At 75.5% G+C, this 25143-nt stretch carries 26 protein-coding genes and 1 tRNA gene; 12 read left to right on the top strand and 15 right to left on the bottom strand.

Annotation, left to right across the window (positions count from 1 at the left end; translation table 11 throughout):
• Positions 1 to 24 precede the first annotated feature (24 nt).
• The gene (locus ACT7CP_RS05420) at positions 25 to 714 is read left to right on the top strand and encodes a GNAT family N-acetyltransferase (protein ID WP_445443654.1); all 690 of its coding nucleotides are present in this window, start codon (positions 25 to 27) and stop codon (positions 712 to 714) included.
• Here ACT7CP_RS05420 and ACT7CP_RS05425 read toward each other — a convergent pair.
• The gene (locus ACT7CP_RS05425; protein WP_445443655.1) at positions 596 to 1768 is read right to left on the bottom strand and encodes a CPBP family intramembrane glutamic endopeptidase; all 1173 of its coding nucleotides are present in this window, start codon (positions 1766 to 1768) and stop codon (positions 596 to 598) included. The genes ACT7CP_RS05420 and ACT7CP_RS05425 overlap by 119 nt on opposite strands.
• A 131-nt stretch (positions 1769 to 1899) precedes the next feature.
• On the opposite strand from ACT7CP_RS05425, the gene ACT7CP_RS05430 reads away from it, so the two are divergent.
• Positions 1900 to 2097 (top strand): hypothetical protein, encoded by a 198-nt coding sequence (locus ACT7CP_RS05430; RefSeq protein WP_413963974.1) that lies wholly within the window; start codon positions 1900 to 1902, stop codon positions 2095 to 2097.
• Positions 2097 to 3101: an NAD-dependent epimerase/dehydratase family protein gene (locus ACT7CP_RS05435; protein WP_445443656.1), complete on the top strand. Its 1005-nt coding sequence runs from the start codon at positions 2097 to 2099 to the stop codon at positions 3099 to 3101. The genes ACT7CP_RS05430 and ACT7CP_RS05435 overlap by 1 nt, the downstream gene beginning before the upstream one ends.
• A gap of 85 nt (positions 3102 to 3186) precedes the next feature.
• Here the strand turns inward: ACT7CP_RS05435 and hxlA are convergent, their stop codons facing one another.
• Both hxlA and hxlB read right to left on the bottom strand, forming a co-directional pair.
• Positions 3187 to 3810 (bottom strand): 3-hexulose-6-phosphate synthase, encoded by a 624-nt coding sequence (hxlA, locus tag ACT7CP_RS05440; protein ID WP_413963976.1) that lies wholly within the window; start codon positions 3808 to 3810, stop codon positions 3187 to 3189.
• Positions 3811 to 3869: 59 nt separating this feature from the next.
• Positions 3870 to 4481: a 6-phospho-3-hexuloisomerase gene (gene hxlB / locus ACT7CP_RS05445; RefSeq protein WP_445443657.1), complete on the bottom strand. Its 612-nt coding sequence runs from the start codon at positions 4479 to 4481 to the stop codon at positions 3870 to 3872.
• 120 nt (positions 4482 to 4601) lie between these two features.
• On the opposite strand from hxlB, the gene ACT7CP_RS05450 reads away from it, so the two are divergent.
• The 3 genes from ACT7CP_RS05450 (at position 4602) to ACT7CP_RS05460 (ending at position 9758) form a co-directional block, all read left to right on the top strand.
• A complete protein-coding gene (locus ACT7CP_RS05450; protein ID WP_445443658.1) occupies positions 4602 to 5972 on the top strand; it encodes a LuxR C-terminal-related transcriptional regulator in 1371 nt (456 codons plus the stop codon).
• Positions 5973 to 6082: 110 nt separating this feature from the next.
• Positions 6083 to 8230: a bifunctional metallophosphatase/5'-nucleotidase gene (locus tag ACT7CP_RS05455; RefSeq protein WP_445443659.1), complete on the top strand. Its 2148-nt coding sequence runs from the start codon at positions 6083 to 6085 to the stop codon at positions 8228 to 8230.
• 100 nt (positions 8231 to 8330) lie between these two features.
• The gene (locus ACT7CP_RS05460; protein ID WP_445443660.1) at positions 8331 to 9758 is read left to right on the top strand and encodes an amidase; all 1428 of its coding nucleotides are present in this window, start codon (positions 8331 to 8333) and stop codon (positions 9756 to 9758) included.
• Positions 9759 to 9773: 15 nt separating this feature from the next.
• On the opposite strand, the gene ACT7CP_RS05465 is transcribed toward ACT7CP_RS05460, so the two are convergent.
• The gene (locus ACT7CP_RS05465; RefSeq protein ID WP_445443661.1) at positions 9774 to 10511 is read right to left on the bottom strand and encodes a TSUP family transporter; all 738 of its coding nucleotides are present in this window, start codon (positions 10509 to 10511) and stop codon (positions 9774 to 9776) included.
• Positions 10512 to 10642: 131 nt separating this feature from the next.
• Between ACT7CP_RS05465 and ACT7CP_RS05470 the strand changes: the two genes are divergently transcribed.
• Positions 10643 to 11617 carry a siderophore-interacting protein gene (locus ACT7CP_RS05470; protein ID WP_445443962.1) on the top strand — a complete coding sequence of 325 codons (975 nt, stop codon included), beginning with the start codon at positions 10643 to 10645 and terminating at the stop codon, positions 11615 to 11617.
• Positions 11618 to 11619: 2 nt separating this feature from the next.
• Positions 11620 to 12018 carry an SIP domain-containing protein gene (locus tag ACT7CP_RS05475; protein WP_445443662.1) on the top strand — a complete coding sequence of 133 codons (399 nt, stop codon included), beginning with the start codon at positions 11620 to 11622 and terminating at the stop codon, positions 12016 to 12018.
• A 60-nt stretch (positions 12019 to 12078) separates the two neighbouring features.
• Here the strand turns inward: ACT7CP_RS05475 and ACT7CP_RS05480 are convergent, their stop codons facing one another.
• The 10 genes from ACT7CP_RS05480 to ACT7CP_RS05525 form a co-directional block, all read right to left on the bottom strand.
• Positions 12079 to 12957: an SDR family NAD(P)-dependent oxidoreductase gene (locus ACT7CP_RS05480; protein WP_445443663.1), complete on the bottom strand. Its 879-nt coding sequence runs from the start codon at positions 12955 to 12957 to the stop codon at positions 12079 to 12081.
• Positions 12954 to 13346, bottom strand: a complete 393-nt coding sequence (locus ACT7CP_RS05485; RefSeq protein WP_445443664.1) for a Fe-S oxidoreductase — start codon at positions 13344 to 13346, stop codon at positions 12954 to 12956. The genes ACT7CP_RS05480 and ACT7CP_RS05485 overlap by 4 nt, the downstream gene beginning before the upstream one ends.
• Positions 13343 to 14776 carry a dihydrolipoyl dehydrogenase family protein gene (locus tag ACT7CP_RS05490; RefSeq protein WP_445443665.1) on the bottom strand — a complete coding sequence of 478 codons (1434 nt, stop codon included), beginning with the start codon at positions 14774 to 14776 and terminating at the stop codon, positions 13343 to 13345. Before ACT7CP_RS05490 ends, ACT7CP_RS05485 begins: the two co-directional genes overlap by 4 nt.
• A 123-nt stretch (positions 14777 to 14899) precedes the next feature.
• A complete protein-coding gene (locus ACT7CP_RS05495) occupies positions 14900 to 15751 on the bottom strand; it encodes a crotonase/enoyl-CoA hydratase family protein (RefSeq protein WP_445443666.1) in 852 nt (283 codons plus the stop codon).
• 92 nt (positions 15752 to 15843) lie between these two features.
• Positions 15844 to 16686 (bottom strand): arginase family protein, encoded by an 843-nt coding sequence (locus tag ACT7CP_RS05500; RefSeq protein WP_445443667.1) that lies wholly within the window; start codon positions 16684 to 16686, stop codon positions 15844 to 15846.
• 102 nt (positions 16687 to 16788) lie between these two features.
• A complete protein-coding gene (locus tag ACT7CP_RS05505; RefSeq protein WP_413963988.1) occupies positions 16789 to 17439 on the bottom strand; it encodes an NADPH-dependent F420 reductase in 651 nt (216 codons plus the stop codon).
• A 94-nt stretch (positions 17440 to 17533) separates the two neighbouring features.
• The gene (locus ACT7CP_RS05510) at positions 17534 to 18277 is read right to left on the bottom strand and encodes a PspA/IM30 family protein (protein WP_307502446.1); all 744 of its coding nucleotides are present in this window, start codon (positions 18275 to 18277) and stop codon (positions 17534 to 17536) included.
• Between the two features lie 99 nt (positions 18278 to 18376).
• Positions 18377 to 20422 (bottom strand): TPM domain-containing protein, encoded by a 2046-nt coding sequence (locus ACT7CP_RS05515; protein WP_445443668.1) that lies wholly within the window; start codon positions 20420 to 20422, stop codon positions 18377 to 18379.
• An 88-nt stretch (positions 20423 to 20510) separates the two neighbouring features.
• On the bottom strand, positions 20511 to 21080 hold the full coding sequence (locus ACT7CP_RS05520; RefSeq protein ID WP_445443963.1) for a 2'-5' RNA ligase family protein: 570 nt from the start codon (positions 21078 to 21080) through the stop codon (positions 20511 to 20513).
• Entirely contained in the window at positions 21077 to 21316 is a 240-nt protein-coding gene (locus ACT7CP_RS05525; protein WP_307502439.1) for an antitoxin, read from the bottom strand. The genes ACT7CP_RS05520 and ACT7CP_RS05525 overlap by 4 nt, the downstream gene beginning before the upstream one ends.
• A gap of 206 nt (positions 21317 to 21522) precedes the next feature.
• Here ACT7CP_RS05525 and ACT7CP_RS05530 point away from each other — a divergent pair.
• The 4 genes from ACT7CP_RS05530 to ACT7CP_RS05545 all read left to right on the top strand — a co-directional run bounded on the left by ACT7CP_RS05530 (position 21523) and on the right by ACT7CP_RS05545 (position 24458).
• Positions 21523 to 21594, top strand: a tRNA-Arg gene (locus ACT7CP_RS05530).
• Positions 21595 to 22054: 460 nt separating this feature from the next.
• Entirely contained in the window at positions 22055 to 22747 is a 693-nt protein-coding gene (locus tag ACT7CP_RS05535; protein WP_445443669.1) for a pyridoxine/pyridoxamine 5'-phosphate oxidase, read from the top strand.
• A 97-nt stretch (positions 22748 to 22844) separates the two neighbouring features.
• On the top strand, positions 22845 to 23615 hold the full coding sequence (locus ACT7CP_RS05540; RefSeq protein WP_445443670.1) for a gamma-glutamyl-gamma-aminobutyrate hydrolase family protein: 771 nt from the start codon (positions 22845 to 22847) through the stop codon (positions 23613 to 23615).
• 48 nt (positions 23616 to 23663) lie between these two features.
• Positions 23664 to 24458 carry a transglutaminase-like domain-containing protein gene (locus tag ACT7CP_RS05545; RefSeq protein ID WP_413963993.1) on the top strand — a complete coding sequence of 265 codons (795 nt, stop codon included), beginning with the start codon at positions 23664 to 23666 and terminating at the stop codon, positions 24456 to 24458.
• 16 nt (positions 24459 to 24474) lie between these two features.
• Here ACT7CP_RS05545 and ACT7CP_RS05550 read toward each other — a convergent pair whose 3' ends face one another.
• Positions 24475 to 25119, bottom strand: coding sequence for a hypothetical protein (locus ACT7CP_RS05550; protein WP_445443671.1), 645 nt, complete (start codon positions 25117 to 25119; stop codon positions 24475 to 24477).
• Between the last annotated feature and the right edge of the window lie 24 nt (positions 25120 to 25143).

The following is a 25143-nucleotide window of genomic DNA, read 5'->3' on the forward strand; positions in this document are numbered from 1 at the left end:
CGGCGCTCCCCGTAGGATCGCGGCATGCTCGAGGAGGAATACCAGACCCGCCGACGCCTGCCGGCGCACCTCCGGAAGCCCGCACCGCCCGTGCCCGTCTTCTCGTACGAGATCCGCCGGGCGACGTCCTCCGACCTCCCGGACATCCGCGAGATCTACAACCACTACGTCATGAACAGCACCGTCACCTTCGACGAGACGCGCATGACCCTCGCCCGCTGGCGGGGCCGCTTCAGCCAGCTCGAGCGGATGGGCATGCCGTTCCTCGTCGCCGTCTCGCCCTCGGGGCAGGTGCTCGGCTACGCGCTCGTGGAGCCCGTGGGGAACCGGCGCTCGTCGCGCACCACGGTGGAGGACTCGATCTACCTCGGCGCCGCGTCCACGGGCAAGGGGCTCGGCCGGGCGCTCCTGGAGGCGCTCCTCGACGCGTGCCGCGAGGCGCGGCTGCGGGAGGTGATCGCCGTCATCGCCGACCAGGGCGCCGACGCCAGCATCCGGCTGCACGCGTCGCTCGGCTTCACCGAGAGCGGGCGCATGGGCCGCGTGGGCTGGAAGTTCGGGCGCTGGCTCGGCACCGTCACGATGCAGCTGACGCTCAAGCCGGCGGAATCCCCGGGCCGGTGGGCGCGGGCCATGCGGCGAGCGTCTCCTGGCGCCGACGCTCCGCGTCCCACCACGCCCGCTCCCGCTCCCGGCGCTCCTCCTTCGCGGTGAGCGGGCGGGGCGCGGTCGTCGCCACGCGGTGACGGCGGGCCCACCAGCCGGTGAGGAGCGCGGATCCCAGCACGACGGCCATCGGCAGGAGCATGAACGGCCCGCCCGTGCCCGCGCTGCGGTCGAAGCTCTCGGACATCTGGCCGAGGAGCACGGTGGGGATGAACAGCAGCGTGTTGTTGAGCGCGTGGATGAGGACCGGGGCCTCGAGGCCGCCGGTGAGCCGGGCCGAGAGGGTCGCCGAGACCCCGAAGACGAAGTAGTACGCGATGAGCCACGGGTCGCCCGCGAGGTGCGCGAGCGCGAAGAGCGCGCTGGAGATGACCGTGCCGACGACGAGGGCGACGCGCGTGTCCCGGAACCAGGATCCGGCGGAGCGCGCCACGAGGCCGCGGAAGCCGTACTCCTCGCCCGCCGACTGCAGGGGCGTGGTGAGCAGCACGATCGCCAGGTACAGCACGACCTCGCCGTCGAACCGGATCTCGCCCGTGGGGTCGAGCGCGAAGGTCACGCCGATGTAGAGGAGGAAGACGGGGACCATCACGAGCGCGACGCGGCCGAGCCAGCGCCAGCGGAAGCGGCCCGCGATGGAGGAGAGGGTGCCCATGCGCACGCCGAACAGCCAGCGCTGCAGGAGCATCGAGACGGGGATGAGCGCGGCCAGCGACAGGTTCGTGGCCAGCAGGAGGATCGGCGTCATGGTCGTGAGCGACTGCTCGTCCTGGGGATCCATGCGTCCGGCGAGGACCTCGATGAGGATGGCCGCCCCGCCGAAGACGACCGAGAGCAGGAGGAACGCGATCCCGCCGAGCACGATCGCGACGATGCCGCGCCAGGGGCCGCCGGTGTCGCGGAGGCCGTGGTGGTACGGGACCGGCGGGCGCTCGGGGAGCGGCGGGAGCGCGGGGATCGACGCGTGCGGGGCGCCGAGGGCGGGACCGCCGGGGGCGACCGGGGCGGCGACCGGCGGCGCGAACGGCGGGGCGACGGGCGGCCCCGCGGCGGGCGGGGGCGTCGGGGGAGTGTCGGGGGAGGTCGGCTCCGGTGCGCTCATGCCGCCACGGTACGCGGGACGGGCGGACGCGGGGATCCACCGGAGGGCGGAGGCCGGTCGGCGGAGCGCGCGGCGCGGGCCGGGAGCGCCTCGCGGCCCGCGTACGGTGGACGGGACGAGAGGCGCATCCCATGCAGCAGGACGACGACCAGACCCGCGACTTCGACGCGAAGCGGCACGAGCAGCTGACGACGGCTCCGAAGGCGGTGGAGTCGGACGCGGACCCGCGCATCGACGTCACCGAGGAGGAGGACGGCGTGACCCGGATCGACGTGGCGGACAGCGCCGCCGTCCGGCCCGGGAAGCCCACCCCGACGCGCGACGCCTGATGTCGGCCGACGGCGGCACGCCGCCCCGCGACGTGCTCGTCCTCGGCGGCACCGCCTGGATCGGCCGGCTCGTCGCCGAGCGGCTGGCGGCCCGCGGCGACCGCGTGACCTGCCTCGCCCGCGGCACCGACGGATCCGCGCCCGACGGCACCCGCTTCCTCCCCGCGGACCGCGACCGGCCCGACGCCTACGCCGCCGTCGCGGGATCCGACTGGGACGAGGTCGTCGACCTCACCTCCTCCGCGGAGCACGCGCGCTCCGCCGTCGCGGCGCTCGCCGACCGGGCCCGCCACTGGACCCTCGTGAGCACCGTCTCCGTCTACGCGTCCGTGGAGCGGCCGGGCGACGACGAGACCGCGGCGCTCGTGGATCCGGTGGACCTCACGCAGTACGGGCAGGCCAAGGTCGCGGCGGAGCGGGCCGTCACCGCGGCGCTCGCCGGACGGCGGATGATCGTGCGCCCCGGGCTCGTGGTCGGGCCGGGCGACGACAGCGACCGCTTCGGGCACTGGCCGGCGCGCTTCGCGCTCGCGGGCGACGGGCCCGTGCTCGTCCCCGACGCGACGGAGCTGCGCGCGCAGGTCATCGACGCGCGCGACCTCGCCGACCTGGTGGTCGACGTCGGCGTGCGCGGGCTCGACGGCGTGGTCGACGCGGTGGGGGAGAGCGTGCCGCTCGCGGACGTGCTGGACATGGCGGCGGAGGCGGCGGGATCCACGGGCGAGCGCGTCGTCGCGACCGACGGCCAGCTGGCCGACGCGGACGTGCGGCACTGGGCGGGACCGCGCTCGCTGCCGCTGTGGCTGCCGCGCGAGGCGGACGGGTTCGCGGCCCGGAGCGACGCGCGGATCCGCGCGCTGGGGGCACGACGGCGGCCCCTCGCCGAGACCATGCGCGACGTGCTGGCGGACGAGCGGGCCCGCGGCCTCGACCGGCCGCGCCGCGCCGGTCTCACGCGCGACGAGGAGCTCGAGGTCCTGGCCTCGCTCGGCGGCCGGGCCTGATCCCACCCGTCGCGGACGTCCCCGTACGCACGAGCGCCGCGCACCGTCCGGGGACGGGTGCGCGGCGCTCGGGTGCTGAGGTGGGTCAGCGGATGGCTGCCCGCAGCTCGGCCGCCGCGGCGGCCGGGTCCTCGGCGGAGTAGATCGCGCCGCCCGCGACGGCGACCACGGCGCCCGCGTCCTGCACGTCGCCGATGGTGCCCGGCTTCACGCCGCCCGCGACGGAGAACGCGACGCCGGACGCCTTGCCGGCCTCGAGCAGGTCGCCGAACGTGTAGCCGTCCTCCGCCTGCTCGTCGAGGCCCGCGTGCATCTCCACGAACTCGGCACCGAGCTCGGTGACCTCCTTCGCGCGCTTCGCCTTGTCGGGGACGCCGATGAGGTCGACGACGATGCCCTTGCCGTGCTTCTTCGCGGCCTTGACGGCGCCCGCGATGGTGCTGTCCCCCGCGACGCCGAGGACGGTCACGAGGTCGGCGCCCGCGGAGAACGCGATGTCGGCCTCGAGCTCGCCGGCGTCCATCGTCTTCAGGTCGGCGAAGACGATCTTGTCGGGGTGCGCCTCCTTGATCGCGGTGATCGCGGAGAGGCCCTCGGCCTTGATGAGCGGGGTGCCCAGCTCGATGATGTCGACGTGCGGTGCGGCCTTGCCGGCGAGCTCGAGAGCGTCGGCGGTGGTCAGCACGTCCATGGCTACCTGGAGCTTCATGTGGTTCCTCTTCCTGTCGTGATGCGTGTCGTGGTGGTGGGGGATCGGGTGACCGTCGGTCACTCGAGGTTCGCGTGGCGCGGCCACAGCTCGTCGGCCGAGAGGCCGGACGCCTGCCAGAGCGCGTGGAACACGGCGTCGCCGACGAGCGCGACCGAGAGCTCGAAGAGCCCGCCGGCGTACTGATGGGACACCTGGCCGCCGCGGTCCTGCTTGGCGGCCGCGGGGATCAGGACGGTGACGTCGGCGAGGTCGGCCAGCGGCGAGCCGTCGGCCGTGGTGAGCGCGACGATGCGGGCGCCGACGCCGTGGGCGGTCTCCGCCGCGGCGACGATGCCGGCCGTGGTGCCGGATCCGCTCGCCACGAGGAGGACGTCGCCCTCCTCGATGGCGGGCGAGGTGGCCTCGCCGACGACGTGCGCGTCGAGCCCGAGGTGCATGAACCGCATGGCGGTCATGCGCAGGGCGAGGCCGGAGCGGCCGGCGCCGAGCGCGAAGACGCGGCGTCCGTCGCGGATCACGCGGGCGGCCTCGTCGAGGCGCGCCGCGAGGTCCGGGGAGGTGAGCGCGCGGGCGACGCGGGCGTTCTCGTCGGAGATGAGGGTGAGGGCGGCGGCCACGTCGACGGGGGCGTCGCCGGTCGGCCGGGGGGCGGGCGTCGAGTTCGTCACCTGACGATCGTGCTCCTCCCGGGCCCTCCGCGTCGCCCACCCGACGGGTGGATCCGCCTACCCGTCCGAGGAGGTGCCGGGCGTCCCGGGGGCGGGAGCGGGTGGGCGTACGGTGGCAGGATGCCCTCCCGGACCCACCCCGCCGATCCCACCGCCCGTCCTGTCGCCCGTCCCGTCGCGCTCGCCGCCTCCCCGGCCGCCGTCCCGGTCGCGCTGCTCGACGGCCTGCACGACGCGCTCGCCGCGCCCCTGCAGGAGGTGGCGGGGGCGCTGTCCGGCCTGCTGCAGCCGGTGGTCGCGCACCGCGCCCTCGTGATCTTCACGGAGGACTGCACCGGGCGCCCGCGCAAGAAGGCGGGTGAGGCCGAGGTGGTCGAGAACGTGACCATCGCGGAGCTCGACCGGATCCTCGCGAGCCTCGACGCCGCCGGGCCGGACGCCGACGCCGCGGACGCCGCCGCGCCGGACGCCGGCACGGGCGCCGCGTGGGCCGTCGAGCACCCCGTCGGCGGCCGTCCGCGCACCGTCGCGGCCTGGCGCGCCGACACGGGCGCGCTCCTCGTGCTGGTGGATCCCGTCGCCGCGCACGACGACGTGCCCGCCGCCCGCGCGCTCGTCCGGGCGCTGTGGCGGAGCGTCGCCCACGGGATCCGGCAGCAGGTCGCCGCGGCCCCGCCCGCTTACCTCGCCGAGGCGCGCGCCGTCTCCTCCGAGCGCGCCCGCGTCGTCGCCGAGCTGGGCGACGCCCACGCCGCGACCCTCGAGTCGCTCCTCGCGGTGCTGCGCTCCTCCCGCACCGGCGACGCGGCCGCCCGCCAGACCGCCGCCGACCTCGCGACCAACGCCATGGTCGAGCTCCGTGCCGCGAGCGACCGGGACCGCTCGCTCGGCGAGGAGCCCGTCGCCCGCGCCTTCGCCCGGCTCCGCGACGACCTCCGCCCGCTCGTGCGGTTCCGCGACCTCGACGTGCAGTTCGTCGAGCCGCCCGTGGACGGCCGCGCGCTGCCCGGCGAGGTCGCGCACGCGGGCCGCGCCATCGTCCGCGGCGCCGTGCTCGCGCTCGTCGAGCAGCCGGACGTGACGCGCGTCCGCATCCAGTGGGACTGCGACGGCAGCAACCTCCTCGTCGGGATCCGCGACGACGGCGCGGGGTCCACCACCGCCGACCTCGACGCGCTCCGCCGCCTCACCGACCGCGTCGCCGCGCTCGACGGCACCCTCGACGTGTCGGCGACGCCCGGCTGGGGATCCGAGATCGCCGTGCGCCTGCCGCTCGACGCGCCCGCCGCGGGCCTCGACGCCGCGGGGGAGGCGGGCCTCAGCGCCCGCGAGCGGGAGGTGCTCGCGCTCGTCGCCGGCGGATCCCGGAACCGCGCGATCGCCGAGTCGCTCGGGATCAGCGAGAACACCGTCAAGTTCCACGTCGCGAACCTGCTGCGGAAGATGGGCGCCTCCACCCGCGCGGAGCTCGCGGGGCTCGTGCGCGGCTGACGCGGCCCGACGGCCGATGACGGGCCGGGCGAGGGGATGCCGGAGTTAACCCCATGGAAACCTCCGATCCGTAGGGTGTTGAGCACCGCCCCCGAACGAGGATGTCCCCGATGCGCCCTGCTCCCACCCGCCACCCGTCCGGAGCCGCGCGCTCCGGCGCCATCGCCCTCGTGGCGGGGCTCTCCGCCACCGCGGTCCTCGGCCTCGGCGTCGCCCCCGCGTCCGCCGCCGAGGGCGACGTCGCGATCGACGTCTACTCGATCAACGACTTCCACGGTCGCCTCGAGACCACGTCGTCCACCGCGGGCGCCGCCGTCATCTCGGGCGCGTTCCAGCAGGCGAAGGCCGAGAACCCGAACAGCACGCTGATCTCCGCGGGCGACAACATCGGCGCGAGCACCTTCACCTCGCTCTCGCAAGCCGACGAGCCCACGCTCGACGCGCTGAACGCCATGGGCGTCTCGGTGTCCACGCTCGGCAACCACGAGTTCGACCAGGGCCGCGACGACGTCGACGAGCGCGTCGTGCCCGCCTCCGACTTCCCCTACATCTCCGCGAACCTCTACGAGAAGGGCACGACGGAGCACGCCTACGCGGCCTTCGACGTGCAGGACATCGGCGGCGTGCGCGTCGCGTTCGTCGGCGCGACCACCGAGTCGCTGCCCGAGCTCGTGAGCCCGGCCGGCCTCGCGACGATCGACGTCGGCAGCGTCGTCGACGCGTCCACCGCGACCGCCCGCGCGCTCCGCGACGGCGACGACGCGAACGGCGAGGCCGACGTGGTCGTGCTCGTCGTGCACGAGGGCGCGTCCACCTCCGACGAGTCCTCGCTCACCGACGACTCGGTCTTCGGCCGCATCGTCACGGGCGTGCAGGCCGACGTCGACGCGGTGGTCTCCGGCCACACGCACCTCGGCTACGACTACGAGCTGCCCGTCGCGGGCAAGGCGCTCCCGCTCCCGGTCCTCCAGACCGGCAGCTACGGCACGAACCTCGGGCACCTCTCGCTCACGGTCGACCCCGCCACCAAGGCGCTCACCTCCATCTCCTCCGAGCTCGTCCCGCTCCTCACGGCCGAGGGGGAGCCGGCGTTCCCGGCGGATCCCGCGGTGCAGCGCATCGTCGACGACGCGGTCGCGAAGGCCGAGGTCATCGGCAGCCGCACGGTCGGCGAGGTCTCGGGCGACATCACGCGCGCCCGCCAGACGGACGGCTCCGAGAACCGCGGCGGCGAGTCCACCATCGGCAACCTCGTCGCCGACGCGCAGCTGTGGGCCACGCAGGCGGACCTCGGCACCGAGATCGCCTTCATGAACCCGGGCGGCATCCGCCAGGACCTCACCCTCGCGTCCTCCGGCGCGGGCGACGCCGAGGGCGAGGTGACCTACAAGGAGGCCGCCATCGTGCAGCCGTTCGCCAACACGCTCACGACCGCGAAGATCACCGGCGCGGGCGTCAAGGCCGTGCTCGAGCAGCAGTGGCAGCCCGAGGGCTCGTCGCGTCCGTTCCTCAAGCTCGGCCTCTCGCGCGACCTCACGTACACGTACGACCCGACGGCCGCGCGCGGCGAGCGGATCACGGGCGTGTTCTTCCAGGGCGAGCCGGTGGATCCCGCGCGCGTCTTCACGATGGTCGCGAACAGCTTCCTCGCGGAGGGCGGCGACAACTTCACGGAGCTCGGCAACACGACCGAGCAGAGCGACTCCGGCCGCGTCGACCTCACGGCGTTCGTCGACTACATCACCGAGTTCTCGCCCGTCGACCCGGACTCGGCGACGCGCTCCATCGGGATCGTCGACACGACGGGCGCCGCGCCGCGCGCGGGCCAGGAGCGCTCCTACGAGCTCTCCTCGCTGCTCGTCTCGAACGCGCCCGTGCAGGACACCGAGGTCGTGACGATGATCGACGGCCAGGAGGTCGCGCGCACGCCGATCGACGCCGCCGTGGTCGACACGACCGACGAGCAGGGCCGCGCGAGCGTCCGCTTCACCGTCCCGGCCGACCTCGCCGCGGGATCGCACCAGCTCGCGTTCCTGCTGCCGAGCACGGGCGCCTCGGTGCTCTACGCGCTCGACACGGCCGCGGGATCCGTCGTCCCGTCGGGCACGGGCGTGGTGCCCGCGCCGAGCACGGTGCCGACCCTCGCGGCGACCGGATCCGAGGCGGGCCCCGTCCTCGGGACCTCGCTCGCGGCGCTGATCGCCGGCCTCGCGCTCGTCGCCCTGCGCCGCCGCGCGTCGGTCGCCGCGCGCCGCTGACGCCAGGCGGACGCAGCACCCCTCGCGACACGGACGGGGCGGGCACCGGGACGACCGGCGCCCGCCCCGTCCGCGCATCCGCCCGGCCTACGCTGGAGCCGTGTTCGAACTCCACCACCTCAGCGCCCAGGAGCAGTGGGACCAGCTGCAGCGCGGCGAGGTCACCCCGACCGAGCTCGTGACCCACTACCTCGAGCGCATCGAGCGGCTGGATCCGGGTCTCGGCGCCTTCACGACCGTCACCGCCGACCGCGCCCTCGCGCGCGCCCGGCACGTCGAGCGCGAGGTGCCCCGCACCGCGCCGCTCTGGGGCCTCCCGTTCGGCGACAAGGACCTGTCGGAGCGCGCGGGAGTCCGCACCACGTTCGGCTCGCGCCTCTTCCGTGACCACGTCTCCGAGCGCACCGACCCGATCCCGCAGGCGCTCGACGACGCCGGCGGGATCAGCCTCGGCAAGACGAGCGCGCCCGAGTTCGGCCTCCCGTCGTACACCGAGAGCCTCGTCGCCCCGCCCGCCCGGACGCCGTGGGACACCACGCGCGGCGCCGGCGGATCGAGCGGGGGAGCGGCCGTCGCGGTCGCCGCCGGGCTCCTGCCGTTCGCGCCCGGATCCGACGGCGGCGGCTCGGTCCGCATCCCCGCCGCGGCCACCGGGCTCGTGGGACTCAAGCCCTCCCGCGGCCTCGTGCCCGCGGGATCCGGCCAGGAGTCGCTCGCGGGCCTCGTCGTGCCGGGGCCGCTCGCCCGCAGCGTCGCGGACGCCGCCATGCTGCTCGACGCGATGATCGGCCGGGTCAACGGCCGCATCCCGCACCCCTTCACGCTGCGCGCGCCCGAGGACGGCGACGGCGACCTGCTCGGCGCGGCCGTCCGCGGGGAGGGGCGCTTCCAGATCGGCGTGATGACGACCTCGCCCTGGGACGACGCGTACGAGATCGTCCGGGATCCGTCCGCGGACGAGGCTCTCGCGGTCGCCGTGCGCGAGCTCGCCGCCGTGGGCCACGGCCTCGAGGACCTCGCGCTCCGCCCCGACCCCACCTACGCGCCCGCGTTCCGCACCATCTGGCAGGCGGGCGCCGCCGGGATCCCCGCCGAGGGCGCCGAGCTCGACCTCCTCGAACCGCTCACGCGCTGGCTCGTCGAGCGCGGCCGGGCGCTCTCCGCGCGCGACCTCGCCCGCGCGCTCGCGCAGCTGACCGCGTTCGAGCGGAGCGTGATCACGCAGTTCGCCCACGTCGACGCCGTGCTCACGCCCGCGCTGGCGCTCGAGCCGCGTCCGGTCGGCTGGTACGACGCCGAGGACGGCGAGCGCAACTTCGCGCAGCAGGTGCAGTACACGCCCTACACGTCCTTCGCCAACGTCACGGGGCTGCCCGCCATCACGCTGCCGGTGCACCTCACCGACGACGGCCTGCCGATGGGCGTGCAGCTCATCGGGCGGCCCGGCGGCGAGGCGACCCTCCTCGCGATCGGGCGGCAGCTCGAGCGGCGGCTGCACTGGCAGCGGCGGCACCCGCCGCAGTGGTGAGCGACGGCGGATCCCCTAGAGGAGCGCGTCGACGCCCTTGACGATCGCCGTGATCGCGCCCGCGAACGAGATCACCAGGACCGCGGCCCGTGCGCCGCGCGTCGGGATCCGGGGCGTCAGCAGCGTCCCCGCGCCGACCCCGGCGACCAGCGTCACGACGATCCCCACCCACGCCGCTGTTCCGAGGTCGGGCCAGCGGTCCGGGGCGAGCACGAGCTTCGCGAGGAGCGAGACGGCGCCCGTCGTGAGGAAGAACGGCTGGAGCGTCGCCGCGAAGCCGCGCTGCTCCCACCGGCTGACGACCGCGTAGACGCTCACGCTCGGGCCGCCGATGCCGGCCGCCGCGTTCATCACGCCCGCCGAGAAGCCGAAGCCCGCCATCACGCCGGGGCCGTCGATCACCCGGGTCGTCCGCCGGAGCGCGAGCGAGGTGGTGAGCGCGGCGACGAGCAGGCCGCCGATGCCGATCTCGAGGGCCGGCTCCGGCAGCAGGTAGGCGAGGAGCGCGCCCGGCACGATCCCGACGACCGCGGGCCCCGCGAGCAGCCGGTAGCGCCGCCACTCCACGTCCCGCCACACGGCCGAGAGGACCAGCGACGCCGAGAGCACGCTGCACAGGTTGACGATCATCACCCCGTCGAAGGGCCCGAGCAGGAGCACGAGCACGGGCGCCACGACGAGCGCGAAGCCGAGGCCCGTGACCCGCTGCGCCACCGCGCCGACGAACACGGCGACGAGGACGGGGGCGATCACCCTGACATCCTCCCGTGGATCCGAGCCCCGATGCCCCGGCCGCCCTCGACCGCTGAGGTAAGGCATGCCATACTTAGGCTGTGCTTACCTCCACCGCGACCCTCGCCAGCAGCACGGCAGCCGTCGAGGCCGTGGTCGAGGAGCAACCCGCGGTGCAGGCGGCCCCCGAGGCGGAGCGCCCGGCGTACCGGCCCTTCGCGGCCCGGGTCGCGCGCACCCAGCGGCTCAGCCCCACGTTCCTGCGCATCACGTTCCAGAGCGACGACCTCCGCGACTTCGGCGACGAGTGCCTCGACCAGCGGATCAAGCTGCTGCTGCCCGTGGCCGAGCACGGCCTGCCCGATCTCTCGGGCGTCGGCGGCGACGACTGGTTCGCCTGGTGGCGCGCCCTGCCCGACGCCGAGCGCAACCCGCTCCGCACCTACACGTCGCGCGCCGTCCGCCGCGACCTCGGCGAGCTGGACATCGACTTCGCGCTCCACGGCGACATGGGCCCCGCCTCCCGCTGGGCCGGCGCCGCGCAGGTCGGCGACGACATCGTCGTCATCGGCCCCGACGCCCTGAGCCCGGCGCGCGGCCTCGGCATCGAGTGGCACCCGGGCCACGCCCGCTCGCTGCTCCTCGCGGGCGACGAGACCGCCGCCCCCGCCATCTGCAACATCCTCTCCTCGCTCCCGGACGATGCCGTCGGCTGCGCGTTCATCGAGGTGCCCGTCACGGGCGACCGCCTCGACGTGCGCGTGCCGAAGGGCGTCAACCTCACCTGGCTGCCGCGCGACGGCCGCCCGAACGGATCCCGCCTCGAGGAGGCCGTGCGCCGCTGGGTCGACTGCCACGTGAAGGTCGGCGCCCTCGCCGCGCCGGATGCCGTGGAGCCCGAGGTCGCGCTCGCCGACGAGGCCCAGCCGCTCGCCGAGGACGACGCGGAGGCCATCGTCTGGGACGCACCCGTCGTCCACGAGGGCTCGACGCTCTACGCGTGGCTCGCGGGGGAGTCCGGCTGCATCAAGGCCATGCGCCGCTTCCTCGTGCGCGACACCGGGATCGACCGCCGCCAGGTCGCCTTCATGGGCTACTGGCGCGCCGGCGCGGCCGAGGGATCCTGACCGTGGCCGGAGCCACCCGCACCCGCCGGCGCACGACGCGCCAGGTCCTCCTCGTCACCGACGAGACGGGCCTCGCCGAGACGCAGGCCGCGCTCGCGGCGCTGCCCCTGTGCACGCGCGGCAGCGTCTTCGTGGAGGTGCCCGACGCGTCCGTCGCGGTCGAGCTGGTGCATCCGCCGCGCATGGTCGTCACCGTGATCGCGCGCGACGGCCGCGGGGTCGACGGCGAGCCGGCCGCGCCCATGTCCGCGGTCGCCCGGGCCGTCGGCGCGTGGGCCAGCGAGATGATGGTGTTCACGGCCCCGATCTCCGACGAGCACCCGGTCACCGAGGTCAGCGTGCTGCTCGGCGGCCACGTGGGCGGCCACGACGACCTGCTGCACCTGCTCGCGACGCGCTGACGTCGTCGCAGCCGCCTGCCCGGCGCGGGGAGTCGCGGCTGAGACGCTCGACGCCCCGCCTCAGCGGCGCGCGGACCCGTCCACGCCCGCGGCGAGCTCCAGCGCGGCCCACAGGTCCCGGCCGAGCAGGCGGTCCGCGGCCTGCGCGGTGGTCCGCCCGTCGGGCGTGAGCTGGTCGAAGTAGGTGCCGTTCGGCGCCGCGACGTCCGGCACCGAGGCGAGCTGCACGAGGGGCACGGCGCCCGCCTCGGCGGAGATCCCGTAGGCGCCCATCGAGAGCGCGAGCATCGCCCGCATCACGGTGCTGTCGGATCCGAACGACGTGCGCACGAGCCCCGGGTGGAACGAGAGCGCCTCGATGCCGCGCGGCCCGACGCGCTCGGCGAGGGTGCGCATCATCAGGATCATCATGGCCTTCGAGGTGCCGTACGCCTGCCAGCCGCCGAGCCACGGGCGCTTCCGCCAGTCGAGGTCGTCGAGCCGCACGCGGCCCCAGAGGTTCGCCCGGCTCGCGGTGCCGATGACCCGGACCGGGCTCTCGCCGGCGCCGAGGGCGCCCTGCGTCTCCTCCAGCCGGGGCAGGAGCAGGTGCGTGAGGAGGAACGGCGCGAGGACGTTGCGCTGGAACGTGGTCTCGTGGCCGTCGACCGTGGTGGCGCGTCGCGGCACGAGGCTGCCGGCGTTGAGGGCGAGCACGTGGATCCGCGGGCACGTCTCCAGGAGCGTCGCCGCGAGCGCCCGCACCTCGGCGAGCCGGTCCATGTCGGCGAGGACGTGCCGCGCCCCCAGCTCGGCGGCGACGCCGCGCGTGCGCTCCGGGTCGCGGCCCACGACGACGACCTCGGCCCCGCGCTCGTGCAGCTCGCGCGCGGCGACGCGGCCGATGCCGGAGCTCGCGCCCGTGATGACGACCGTGCGACCGGCGAGCGGACCCGTCACCGGTACCCGCCCTTCTCCAGCCCCGCCTCGATCTCGAACCGGTTGCGGAGCGGATCCCGCCCCGCCCACCAGTAGAGCAACGGCATGAGGAGCCCGTACCGCCGCCACTGCACGACGTGGACGGCCTCGTGCTCGAGCACGTCGGGACCGGCGTTGTCGCGCGTGAGGTAGACGCGTCCGACGCACGTGCCGCCGCGGCCGAACACCCACGACGGCAGGCCCGTCAGGACGATGAGGTCGCCGTGGCGGCGCACCTCGCCCGTGCTGAGCGGCAGGCCGACCGCGAGGCCCACCGCGGTGGCGACGCCGCTGCCGGCGCGCGAGACGGGGGAGTCGAGGAGGACGCCGCGGACGGCGCCCGCGACGGCACCGAGACCCGCGCGGATCACGCGGTCGGCCGACCGTACGTCTCGAGCAGGCGGAGCCAGATCTCGCTGATGGTGGGGTACGACGGGACCGCGTGCCAGAGGCGCCGGAGCGGCACCTCGCCGACGACCGCGATGGTCGCGGAGTGCAGGAGCTCGGCCACGTCGGGGCCGACGAACGTGGCGCCGACGATGACGCCGCGGTCCTCGTCCACCACCATGCGCGCCTGGCCCGCGTAGCCGTCCGAGTGGAGGCTGGAGCCGGCGATCGCGCCGAGGTCGTAGTCGACGACGCGCGTGCGGATCCCGGCGTCGTCCGCGGCCTTCGCGGTGAGGCCGACGCTCGCGACCTCCGGGTCCGTGAAGGTGACCTGCGGGACGGCCCGGTGGTCGGCGGTGGCGACGTGCACGCCCCAGGGCGCGTCGTCCACGGTGCCGCCGGTCGCGCGGGCGGCGATGACCTCGCCGGCCGCCCGCGCCTGGTACTTGCCCTGGTGGGTGAGGAGCGCGCGGTGGTTGACGTCGCCGACGCCGTACAGCCAGGGCGTGTCCGCGTTGACGGCGCCCGTGACGAGCATCGTGTCGTCCACGTCGAGGTACGCGCCGGGCTCGAGGCCCACCGTCTCGAGCCCGAGGTCGTCCGTGCGCGGGGTGCGGCCGGTCGCGACGAGGACCTCGGCGGCCGTGACGGAGGATCCGTCGGACAGCTCCACGAGCACCTCGTCGCCGTCGCGCGTGACCCGGGAGGGCGAGGCGCCGAGGCGCACGTCGACGCCCAAGCCGCGGAGGCCGTCGCCGACGAGCTCGCCCGCGAAGGGCTCCTGCCCTCCGAGCAGGCCGCTGCGGGCGACGACGGTGACGGTGCTGCCGAGCGACGCGTAGGCGGTCGCCATCTCGGCCGCGACCACGCCGCCGCCGATGACGACGAGCGAGGCGGGCACGATCTCGGCGCTGGTCGCCTCGCGGCTGGTCCAGGGCTGGGCCTCGGCGAGGCCGGGGATGTCGGGGAGGAGCGCCGCGGTGCCGGTGGAGACGGCGACCGCATGGGTCGCCTCGTGCTCGGTGACGGAGCCGTCGGGCGCGGTGACGGTGACGCGGCGCGGCCCGGAGATGCGCCCGTGGCCGCGCGCGAGGTCGATGCCGATGCCCTCGAGCCAGCTCACCTGTCCCTCGTCGGACCACGAGCTGGTGAAGGAGTCGCGGCGCTTCAGCACCGCGGCGACGTCGAGCCCGCCCGTGACCGCCTCCCGGGATCCGGCGACGGCGCGCGCCGCGCGGAGGGCGCTGCCGGAGCGGAGCAGCGCCTTGCTGGGCATGCAGGCCCAGTAGGAGCACTCGCCCCCGACGAGCTCGGACTCGACGACGAGCACCGAGAGCCCGCCCTGCTTCGCGCGGTCGGCGACGTTCTCGCCGACGGGGCCGGCACCGATGACGATGAGGTCGTAGGAGGTCATGGTCCTGACCCTACCGGCGGCCCCCGACGCACCGGCCCGTCGGAGGCGCGCTCCGAGGCGGCCGTCACCGGCCGTCCGCCCGGGAGGCGGTCTCCGGCCTGATCGCGGTCGTCGGCGGGCGGGTCAGCGGCCGACGAACTCCGCCGGCGTCCGCGTCGCCGCTGCGCGCATGCCGCGGGCCGCGTCCTCGGATCCGGCCAGCCGCACGAGCTCCGCGGGGAGCGCGGCGGCCGCGGCGTCGTGCCCGTCCCGGAGGGCGGCGCGGGCGTTGCGCAGGGTCGCCTGGACGGCGAGCGGCGCCTGCGCGGCGATGCGCTCGGCGATGCCGACGGCGGCCTCGAGCTGCTCGCCGTCGGGCACGACGACCTGCACGATGCGCATCCGCCTGGCCTCCTCGGCGTCGAAGAGGTCGCCCGTGAGCATCCACCGCATGGCGTCGCCCCAGCCCGCGACGGCGGGGAAGCGGAGGGTCGCGCCGCCGAAGGGCAGGATCCCGCGCGCCACCTCGATCTGCCCGAAGCGCGTGCCCGCGGCCGCCACCACGACGTCGCTCGCGAGCGCCAGCTCGACGCCGAGCGTGAGGCACGTGCCCTGCACGGCGAGGACGACGGGCTTGCCGAGGGCGGGACCGCTGACCTGCCACGGGTCGATGCCGCCGTCCGGGACCGCGTCGAGGCCGCCGCCGGGGCCTCGGCCGATGTGGGGCGCGACGTCGGCGAGGTCGAGCCCGCCCGTGAAGTGGTCGCCGATCGCGTGCACGACGCCGACCCGCAGCTCCGGGTCGCGCGCGAGCAGCCCGTAGGCGCTCGCGAGCTCGCGGAGCATCCGCATGTCGGCGGCGTTGCGCTTGGCGGGCCGATCGAGGCCGATGAGCAGCAGATGGCCCCGGCGCTCGACGCGCACGCGCGGCCCGTCGCCGTCGGCGGCCGGGACGGCGGGATCGGGGGCGGATGCGGTGCGGGCGTCGTCGGTCACAGCGGTCTCCTCGTGGGGTCCGTCCCAGCCTCCCAGGGCGGCGCGCGCGGCGCGACCCCGGGCGGGAGGCGCGGGAGCCGTGCGCGACGGGATCAGACCGGGCCGGTCAACGCCCCGATGATCCGCAGGATGGTGCCCATGTCCTCCACCGCGGCGGCGGGGGAGGAGGGCGCGAACTCGGTGATGCCCGCGCCCGCGAGCCCGAAGGACCGGCGCAGCGCCTTGATCGACTCCGTGACCGTCTGCACCTCGAGGCCGAACGGCTCCGGGTAGCCGACGCCGGACATGCCGCCCGGGTCGAGCACGTCGAGGTCCACGTGCACGTAGACGTCGCTCGCCCCGGTCGCCCGGACGGCGGCGACGAGCGCCTCCGGCCCCACGGCGTCGACGCCCAGCCGGGCGATGCCCTGCGCGTCGGCGTGGTCGGACTCCGCGTCGTCGAGAGCGCGCACCCCGGCGAGCACGACGCGGTCGGCCGTGACCGTGCCGACCGGCAGCACGAGTCCGTCGACGCCCTCGCCGAGGACGGCGCGCAGCACCATGCCGTGGAAGGCGCCGGACGGCGAGCTCGCGGGGGTGTTGAGGTCGGCGTGCGCGTCGAGCCACACCACCGCGAGGCCCGGATGCGCGCCCGCCGCGTGGGCGATGGACGCGAGCTCCACGCCGCAGTCGCCGCCGACGGTCACGAGCGGGCCGGTCGCGGAGGCCGACGCCGCCTCGAGCGCCGCCGCCTGACGCGTGCGCACCGCCAGCAGCGACGCGTAGCGGTCGATCCCGGTGCCGAGCGACTCGCCGGCCTCGACGGGCACCTCGACGACGCGCGTGGCGGACGCGGGCAGGTCGCCGCGGATCGCCTCCGCCCCGTCCGCGAGCCTCATGGCGCGGGACGAGCCCGAGCCCTGCCATTGGGGGACGACGACGAAGGAGGCGGGCACGCCCCCAGTATCCCGTGCGCCGCCGGACATGGCGATGCCCGCCGTCACCGCCGGAGCGGGGAGGGCGGGCATCGCCGTGGGGAGGAGGGGACGCGGGGCCCGCTACGGCATGTCGCGGTACCGCTTCGCCTCCGCGAGCGCGGTCCGGAGGCCGTCGGCGTCGAGGCGCGGGCCGTAGCCGGGGGTGTCGCGCTGGATGCGCCAGCCCTCCGCGAGCGGGCCGGCGTCGACGACGTCGTAGCCGAACGAGTCGATGAGCGCGGTGACCGTCGCCTTGGCGTCGGCGTCGTCGCCCGCGATCACGAGCGCGCGCCGGCCGGGCGTGCCGGCGGGCTGGCCGTGCTCGACGAGGTCGGCCGCGTAGATGTGGTTGAACGCCTTGACGACCTTCGACTCGGGGAGGTGGCTCTGCAGCATCTCCGCGGTGGTCGTGGTCTCGTCGTCGAGCGCGGCGATGTGGCCGTCGCGCTCCGGGTAGTAGTTGTCGGTGTCGATCACGATCTTGCCGGCGAGGGGCGCGACCGGGACGGTGTCGATGGCCTTCAGCGGGATCGTCACCACGACGATCTCGCCAGCCTCGGCGACCTCCTGGACGGTGGCGGCCCGGGCGCGGTCGCCCAGCTCGTCGATCAGGTCGGTGAGGGTCTCCGGGCCGCGGGAGTTCGCGATGACGACGTCGTGGCCGGTGGAGGTGGACAGGCGGGCGAGCTGGCTGCCGATGAGCCCGGCGCCGATGATTCCGATGGTGGTCATGGAGAGGGGAACCGGATCCGCGGGGACCGCATTCCCCGCGGACGACGACGGGCGCCGCCCCGGAGGACGGCGCCCGTGGACCGGACAGGGAGAGCTACTCGCCCGACGTGACCTGCTTCGGCGCGGATCCGCCGGACTTGAGCGCGGCGAGGCGGGCCTCGACCTCGGTGAGCTCGCCGAGGTCCTCGAGCTCCTCGAACTGCGCGTCGAGGCTCGAGGCCTGCAGCTCCTCGGCGCCGCGGACGCGGGCCTCCTCGCGGCGGATCTTCTGCTCGAAGCGGCTGACCTCGCTGGTCGGGTCCATGATGTCGATGCTCTTCATGGCGTCCTGGACCTGCGCCTGCGCCTGGACCGTCTTCTGGCGGGCGTTGAGCTCGTTCCGCTTGGAGGACAGCTCCTGGAGCTTGTTCCGCATGGTGTCGAGGCCCTGCTTGAGCTTCTCGACGACCTCGGTCTGCGACGCGATGGTCGGCTCGGCGCCCTTCGCCTCGCTCTCCGACTGCATCTGGCGCTGCAGCGCGACGCGGGCGAGCGCGTCGAACTTGTCGGCGTTCGCGGTGTTGCCGGAGTTCCGGTACTCGTCCGCCTTCTGGCTCGCGGCGAGGGCCTTGCGACCCCAGTCGCCGGCGGCCTGGACGTCCTCGCGGTGGTCCTCCTCGATCATGCGGAGGTTGCCGATGGTCTGCGCGACGGCGCTCTCGGCCTCGCGGATGCTCTCCGTGTAGTCGCGGACCATCTGGTCCAGCATGAGCTGCGGGTCCTCGGCCTGGTCGATGAGGTTGTTGATGTTGGCCTTCGCGAGCTGGGCGATGCGGCCGAGGATGGACTGCTTGGACATGGGTGCTGCTCCTACTCGTCGTGTGGTGCGTCGGAATGGGTTGATCATGGGTCGCTCTCGTTCTCGTCGTCGTGCTGGTCGTGCGCGGGTGGGCCGCCGCTAGAAGTCGCCGCCGCCGAAGCCGCCGCCTCCGCCGAAGTCGCCGCCGCCGAAGCCGCCGCCCCCTCCGCCGCCGAAGCCGCCTCCGCTGAAGCCGCCGCCTCCGCCGCCTCCCCAGCCGCCCCCGCCGCCGCTCAGGAGGCCGCCGATGATGCCGCCCATGATGGCGCCGCCGAAGGCGTCGCCGCCTCCGCCGCGGCCGCCCATCATTCCGCCGCCGTAGCCGCCGTACCCGCCGCCCTGGTCGAGGTCGCGCTGGGCGGCCTCGATGGCCTGGGCCGAGTAGGCGGTGGCGGCCTGCGACGCGGCGACCGCGCGCACGGGGTCGCGAGGTGCGGCATCGTGCGCGTCGTCGAGGGCGCGCTGGGCGTGTGCGAGGCGCGTGCGCGCCTCCTCTCCCACCGCGCCGCGGCGGGTGGAGATGAAGTCGCGCGCCGTGGCGACCTGGCTCTCGGCCGTGGACAGGGCGCGGGGCAGGTAGCCGATCGCGCGCTCCACCTGCTCCTGCTGCTCCCGCACGGGCGCCAGCGCCTCGTCGAGGCGCGCCTCCGCCTCCTGCAGCAGCGTGACGCTCGTGAGCGGATCCGCGAGCCGCCCCTGCAGCGGCTTCGCGTCGGCGATGGCCTGCTCGGCCGCCTGCACGAGGCGCGTGAGCTCCGGCATGCGCCCGCCGCGCTGGGCGGCGCGGGCGTCCTGGATGTCGCTGCGGACGTCGGCGATCTCCTCCTGCACGCGGGTCGACGCGTGCTCGAGGTCGGACGAGACGCGGTCGACCACGTCGAGGAGCTTGCCGGCCTGGCCGACGGCCTGCTGCGCGGCGCGCACCTTGACGGCGATCTCGCCGGTCCCGGTGCGGTCGCCCCCGCGGATCGCCCCGGCTGCGTCCTGCGCGGTGTCGGTCGCGAAGGAGAGGAGGGAGCGCGCCTGGTCGACGTTGCCCGTGACGGTCGTCATGGACGGACCCGCGTAGCGGCGGCCGAGGAGGCCGACGGCCTCCTGCGTGCGCTCGATGCGCGTCTGCAGCGCCTCCGCGTCGGTCACGATCGCGGCGAGCGTCTGCGGCGCGTTCTTCTCGAGCGCCCGCAGCTCCTCGAACGACTTGGCCTGCGCGTCGAGCTCGGCGCGGGCCTCCTCGCACAGCTCCACGATGCGGGCCGTCCAGGTGCGGCGCTCCTCGTCGGTGTCCTCGATGGCGTCGTCGAGCTTCTGCTTGAGGGCGAACGCCTCGCGGACCTTGCCGCCGGCCGACGCGAGCACCTCGCGGTAGGGGCCCACGGCGCCGGATCCGAACTCCGCCTCCGCGAACCCGACCTCCTGCTCGCTGGTCTCTAGCGCGTCGTCGAGCTGCACGAGCATGCTGCCCGCGCGCTGCTCGGCGGACTGCATCTCCTTCAGCGCCGCCTGGCGCTTCGCGGCGACGGCCTTCCGCTTCCTCCGGCGGCCGACGAGCGTGGTCACCACGGCAGCCAGCAGGATCGCGCCGAGCACGTAGAGGAGGACCGCGCCGAAGTCGACGCCCGACTCGGTGCCGGAGGAGGGCGTGGATCCGGTGCCGGTCTCGGCGACCGTGCCGGACTGCGCGATGGACTGGATCCCCTGGGCGGCGTCGACGGCCGCCCCGGACCAGTCGTCCTGGCGCAGGCGCGGCGCCACCACCTGGTCCGTGAGCTGCGTGCGCTGGGCGACGGAGACGCTGTCCGGGACGCCGAGGGTGAACTGGCGTCCGTCGACGGCGACGGCGAGGATCGCCTCGTTCGCGCCGAACCCATTCGCGTCCTTCGTCGCCTGCCCCCAGGCTGCCTGGTCGGACGCACCCGTGAACGTGTCGACGTACGCCACGTGCAGCGTCACGCCCGTCTGCTCCTGCAGCTGGTCGATCGCCTGCTGGATCTGCTGCTCCTCGGCGGGCGACACCGCGTCCACCTGGTCGAGGATCGACGCCCCGCCGAAGTCGACGGGCCCCGTCGCCTGCGCGGCGGTGGGCACCAGGGCCCCGAACAGGCCGAGCGCGAGCGCGGCCCCCAGCAATCTCGCGGACCGCGGCATGCGACTCCTCCGTCGTCTCAAGGTCGTGCTCCCTCCAGGCTAGTGGCGCAGGTGCGTGCCGGAGCCGTGCGGACGGCCCGCATCCGGGTCACGCGAGCTCCGTCGTCGTGCGGTCGCGCGGATCCCAGCGGCGGAGCCCCGCCGCCGGCGCGTCCAGCGGCTCGATCCGCCCGAGGGCCGCCACGGCCGCCCCGAGCTGCTCGGCGGTGAGCCGCAGCGCGAGGGAGACGTGCGGCGTCCAGGAGCCGGGACGCGTGTGGGGGATGACCTCGGCCGCGGGGCCGGCGTCCGGGTCCACGGCCCGGGCCTCGTCGGTCGCGCGGTCGACGGCGGCGTGGACCCGGGCGTGCAGGTCGAGCAGCGCCGCGTCCACCACGACCTGCCGCGCGAGCACCAGGCCCCGGGGCGGCACGCCGAACACGACGAGGCCGCCGAGCTGGAGCACGGGCAGGGGATACGACGCGGCGATCTCCCGGACGGCCGCGTCCGCGGATCCGCCGAGCCCCTCGGCCGCGAGCAGCGTCACGTGCGGGCGGTTGGTGTCGCTCGCGTGGTCGGCGAGGCTCGGCAGCCCGGCGTCCGCGAGGTCGCGCCACGAGGCGCGGACCGCGGCGTCGGACGCCGCGTCCAGCGTGAGCTCGAGGCTGCCGGCGCTCAGGGGCGGGGCGGGGTCGAGGGCGGCGTGGGGCCCTGGCCGCGGCCGCCGTCGGGGCCGAGGTTCCGCAGCTGGCGATCGGCGGCCTCGCGCGCCTTCTGGATCTTGTCGGCGTGCTTGCTGCCGGTGGCCTTGTCGGCGATGCCCGACACCTTGTCGATGGCGGTGCGGCCGACGTCCTGGCCCTTCGACGTGCGCAGGAAGCCGGTGGCGGCGGCGGCGATGCGGGACAGCTTCACGGGTTCGCTCCTCGTGGGGATGGTCTTCGGTGCCGCGCCCGGGCGGCGCGGCGGTCGTCCTGCCTCCATCCTGGCGGGTCGCGGCTGTGCTGGAGCGGGGAGTCTCCTCGGGAGGGGGAATCGCATCGCGCGACCCGGGTCGCGGGGGCGGCGCGGGGACCGTCCGGGCCGGTGCTACCCTGGGACCCGCGCTCACGCGCACCCTGGCCCCCATAGCTCAGGGGATAGAGCACTGCCCTCCGGAGGCAGGGGCGGAGGTTCGAATCCTCCTGGGGGCACACCTTCCCATATCCCGTGTTGGTGCGGGGAGAGGCCGGTTCCTCCGTCAGCGGAGGGCCGGCCTCTCCTGCGTCCGGGGTCAGGATCCGTGCGCGGCACGGCCGCCGTCGTCACGCGCCCTGTCGGTCGGCTGACCGTCGCGGCGCCGTCATCCCGCGTCATCGCCTCGACGCACGCGCGGGAGCGGTGCGGAGGACGCGGAGAACACACGCGGCAGGGCCCGAGACGGGTCTCGGGCGCCCGCCGCGTGGTGCTGGGCCCAACTGGGGGAGCGGGCCTGGTGATGAATGTAGCGACGCCCGCGGCGGGCAGCCAAGTTCCCCGGTACTGGAAAAACCCAGTGGGATCCGGACCAATCCGATCCCGACGCGGCCTCGAAGAGCGCCCCCGCGCGGGGTGCCGTGTCCTCCGGCGGCCCGCGTCCGGAGCGTCCCCGGCCGCTCGGCCTAGGCTCGGCGCATGGCAGACGACGACGACTCCACCCCGGTCCGCGACCTCCTGAGGGGCGCGAAGCCGAAGCCCCACGACTTCCCCGAGCTCGACCCGGCGCACCTGCCGGAGGACCCGATCGACCTCGTCATCGAGTGGATCCGCGACGCCGTGGCGCACGACGCCGCCGAGCCGAACGCGGTCGTCCTCGCGACCGCGGACGCGGAGGGCCGCCCGAGCGCGCGCACCCTGCTGCTCAAGGACGTGACGCCCACGGTCGACGACGAGCCCGGCGCCCTCTGGTTCTCGTCCCTGGCCGACAGCCCCAAGGGCCGCGACCTCGAGGCGAACCCGCGCGCGGCCCTCGTCGCGTACTGGCGGGAGCGTGGGCGCCAGATCCGCGCGACCGGTCCCGTGTTCCACGGCGACCGCGAGGTGAGCGAGCGCGACTTCCTGTCGCGGCACCCGGCGTCGCGCGCCGAGGTGATCGCGGGCGACCAGAGCGAGCCGATGCCCGACGCGGACGAGCGCGACGCGCGGATCGCGCGCGCCCGGGAGGCCGTCGAGGCGGATCCGGACCTCGTCGCGGAGTCGTGGCAGGCGTACGTGCTGCAGCCGACCGCCGTCGAGTTCTGGCAGGCCACCGCGGACCACGGGCAGCTGCGGATCGTGTACCGGTCCGGGCCCGACGGCGACTGGTCGCACACGCTCGTCTGGCCCTGACGCGGACGGCAGCGCGGCACGGGGGCGATGCCCGTCCCGTGTTGCGGAACATGACGCCCGACGTGCGGCGCCCAGGCGCGGCACGCAGACTGGACCCATGCCCGCTTCCCCCCGCCGCCTCGCCGTCGTGCAGGTGACCCGCTCCCGCCCCGAGGCCGCCGCATACCACGCGCTGGTGCAGGGCTTCAACATGCGGGTGGCCGAGGTCGCGGGCGACGCCGGCTGGCAGGTCGAGAACCTCGCGGCGGAGGACGTGGGCGTGGACGCGCTCCTCGCCCGCACGCGCGACGCGGACGCGGTCGTCATCATGGGCGGCGAGGACGTCGCGCCGCGCTTCTACGGCGGACCGGCCGAGTACGAGGGCCGGTCGCGGCACCGCGAGGTCGCCGACGCCGGCCAGATCGCGCTCGTGCGCCGTGCCGTCGCCGAGGGCACGCCGCTGCTCGGGATCTGCCGCGGCGCCCAGATCGTCAACGTCGCGCTCGGCGGCACCCTGCAGCAGCACATCGAGGGCGTGGGGGAGCACCGCAACGACGCGCCGGAGATCACGGCCGTCATGCGCGACCACGACGTGCGCGTCGCGGCGGGCAGCCGCCTGGCCGGCGTGCTCGGATCCACCGCGCTGTCGGTGCGGAGCGCCCACCACCAGGCCGTCGACCGGCCGGGAGCGGGCCTCCGCGTCGTCGCGGTCGCGCCCGACGGCGTGCCGGAGGCGGTCGAGCACGAGACCGCGCCCGTCATCGGCGTGCAGTGGCACCCGGAGGACGCGGGAGCCGCGCGCGACCAGCTGCCCGCCCTCCTCGGCGCGCTCGCCGACGCGTGCGCGCTGCGCGAGGCGGTCGACCCGGCGGGCACCGCGGCCGCCTGACCCTCCCGCGCGGCACCGCCGGCGCGGTTCCGGTGCCACGATGGACGCATGCGCCGCGACGTCTCCTCCTCCCTCGAGCTGCAGGTCTCCGGCGAGAGCGAGATGGCCTTCGCGGTCGCCGTCGCCCGGGGTGCCGACATCGCCTCCGAGCACCTCGCCTTCGCCCTCGACGGCGTGCCCGTGGAGGCGACCGAGGTGGTCGACCGCCACGACACGCGCCTGCACGTGCTCGACGTCGGCGCGGGCGTCCTCACGATGGAGTACCGCGCCACCGTCACGGGTCGCCGCGACCCCGCGCCCGTCGACGACGTCGACCTCTGGATCTACCGCCGCCCGAGCCGGTACTGCGAGTCGGACACCCTCTTCCCCACGGCGCGCGGCGAGTTCCGCGGCCTCGACGGCCTGCCGCTCCTCGACGCCGTGCGCGCGTTCGTCGCCGGGTCGCTGCGCTACGCGCCCGGATCCAGCCTCCCGACGGACGGCGCTGTCCGCACCCTGCTCGCGCGCCGGGGCGTCTGCCGCGACTACGCGCACCTCGTCATCGCGATGCTGCGGGCGCTCGACGTGCCGGCGCGCCTCGCGGCCGTCTACGCGCCGGGCCTCAGCCCCATGGACTTCCACGCGGTCGCCGAGGCGTGGGTCGACGGCGCCTGGCACGTGGTCGACGCGACCGGGCTCGCGCCCCGGCAGAGCCTGCTGCGGATCTCGACGGGCCGCGACGCGTCCGACACCGCGTTCCTCAGCAACACGCGGAGCCTCGTCACCATCTCCCGGATGGAGGTGCTCGCCACGGTCGACGAGCTCCCGGTCGACGACGTGTCCGCACCCGTCCGCCTCGGCTGAGGCGCCGCGCGTCGGATCAGCCGCCGACCCTCGTCAGCACCGCGTTGCCGAGGTCGGCGTGGTCGCCGGGCTCGTAGAACGCCCCGGACCGCATGACGACCATGTGCTTCGGCGAGTAGATGGTCGCGACGCCCACCGCGTCCTGCAGCTCGAAGTAGGCCTCGACGCCCGCCGGGTAGCCCGCGATGGGGTCGGCCTGGAGGATGGCGGCGTCGCGTCGGGCCTGGAGCTCCGCCGCGACGGGCTGGGCCACGTCGATCTCGACCGTGGTGCCGTCCGTCGCGCGGAAGGCGCACGCGATGCCCTGCATGGCGAGCACGTCCTCCCGCGCGCCGTCGGTGGCGGTGTCGGCCGGGAGCGTCTCGGTGGCGAAGCCGGGGCCGAACGCCGCGAGGTCCGGCAGCAGCTGGTCGCAGGTGGTGGTGACCGGCGTGCCCTTGGGCGGCGCGGGCGTGGGGGAGGCGGTGGGTCCGGTGCCGGATCCGCCGCCCGCGGCCTGCCCGCCGCCGGCGCTCGCCGAGGGGTCGGGGGTGGACGGCTGGAGCGGGGCGGGGTTCGAGCAGCCCGCGAGGAGCAGGGCCACCGCGAGGCCGGCGGCCGCCGCCACGGGGGCGGTGCGCGCGCGGCGGGAGCGGGCGGGCGCGGGGAGGCGGACGGGCATGGTGGTGCTCCTTCGGATCCGGGC

This window comes from Clavibacter rahimiani, from assembly GCF_052654495.1.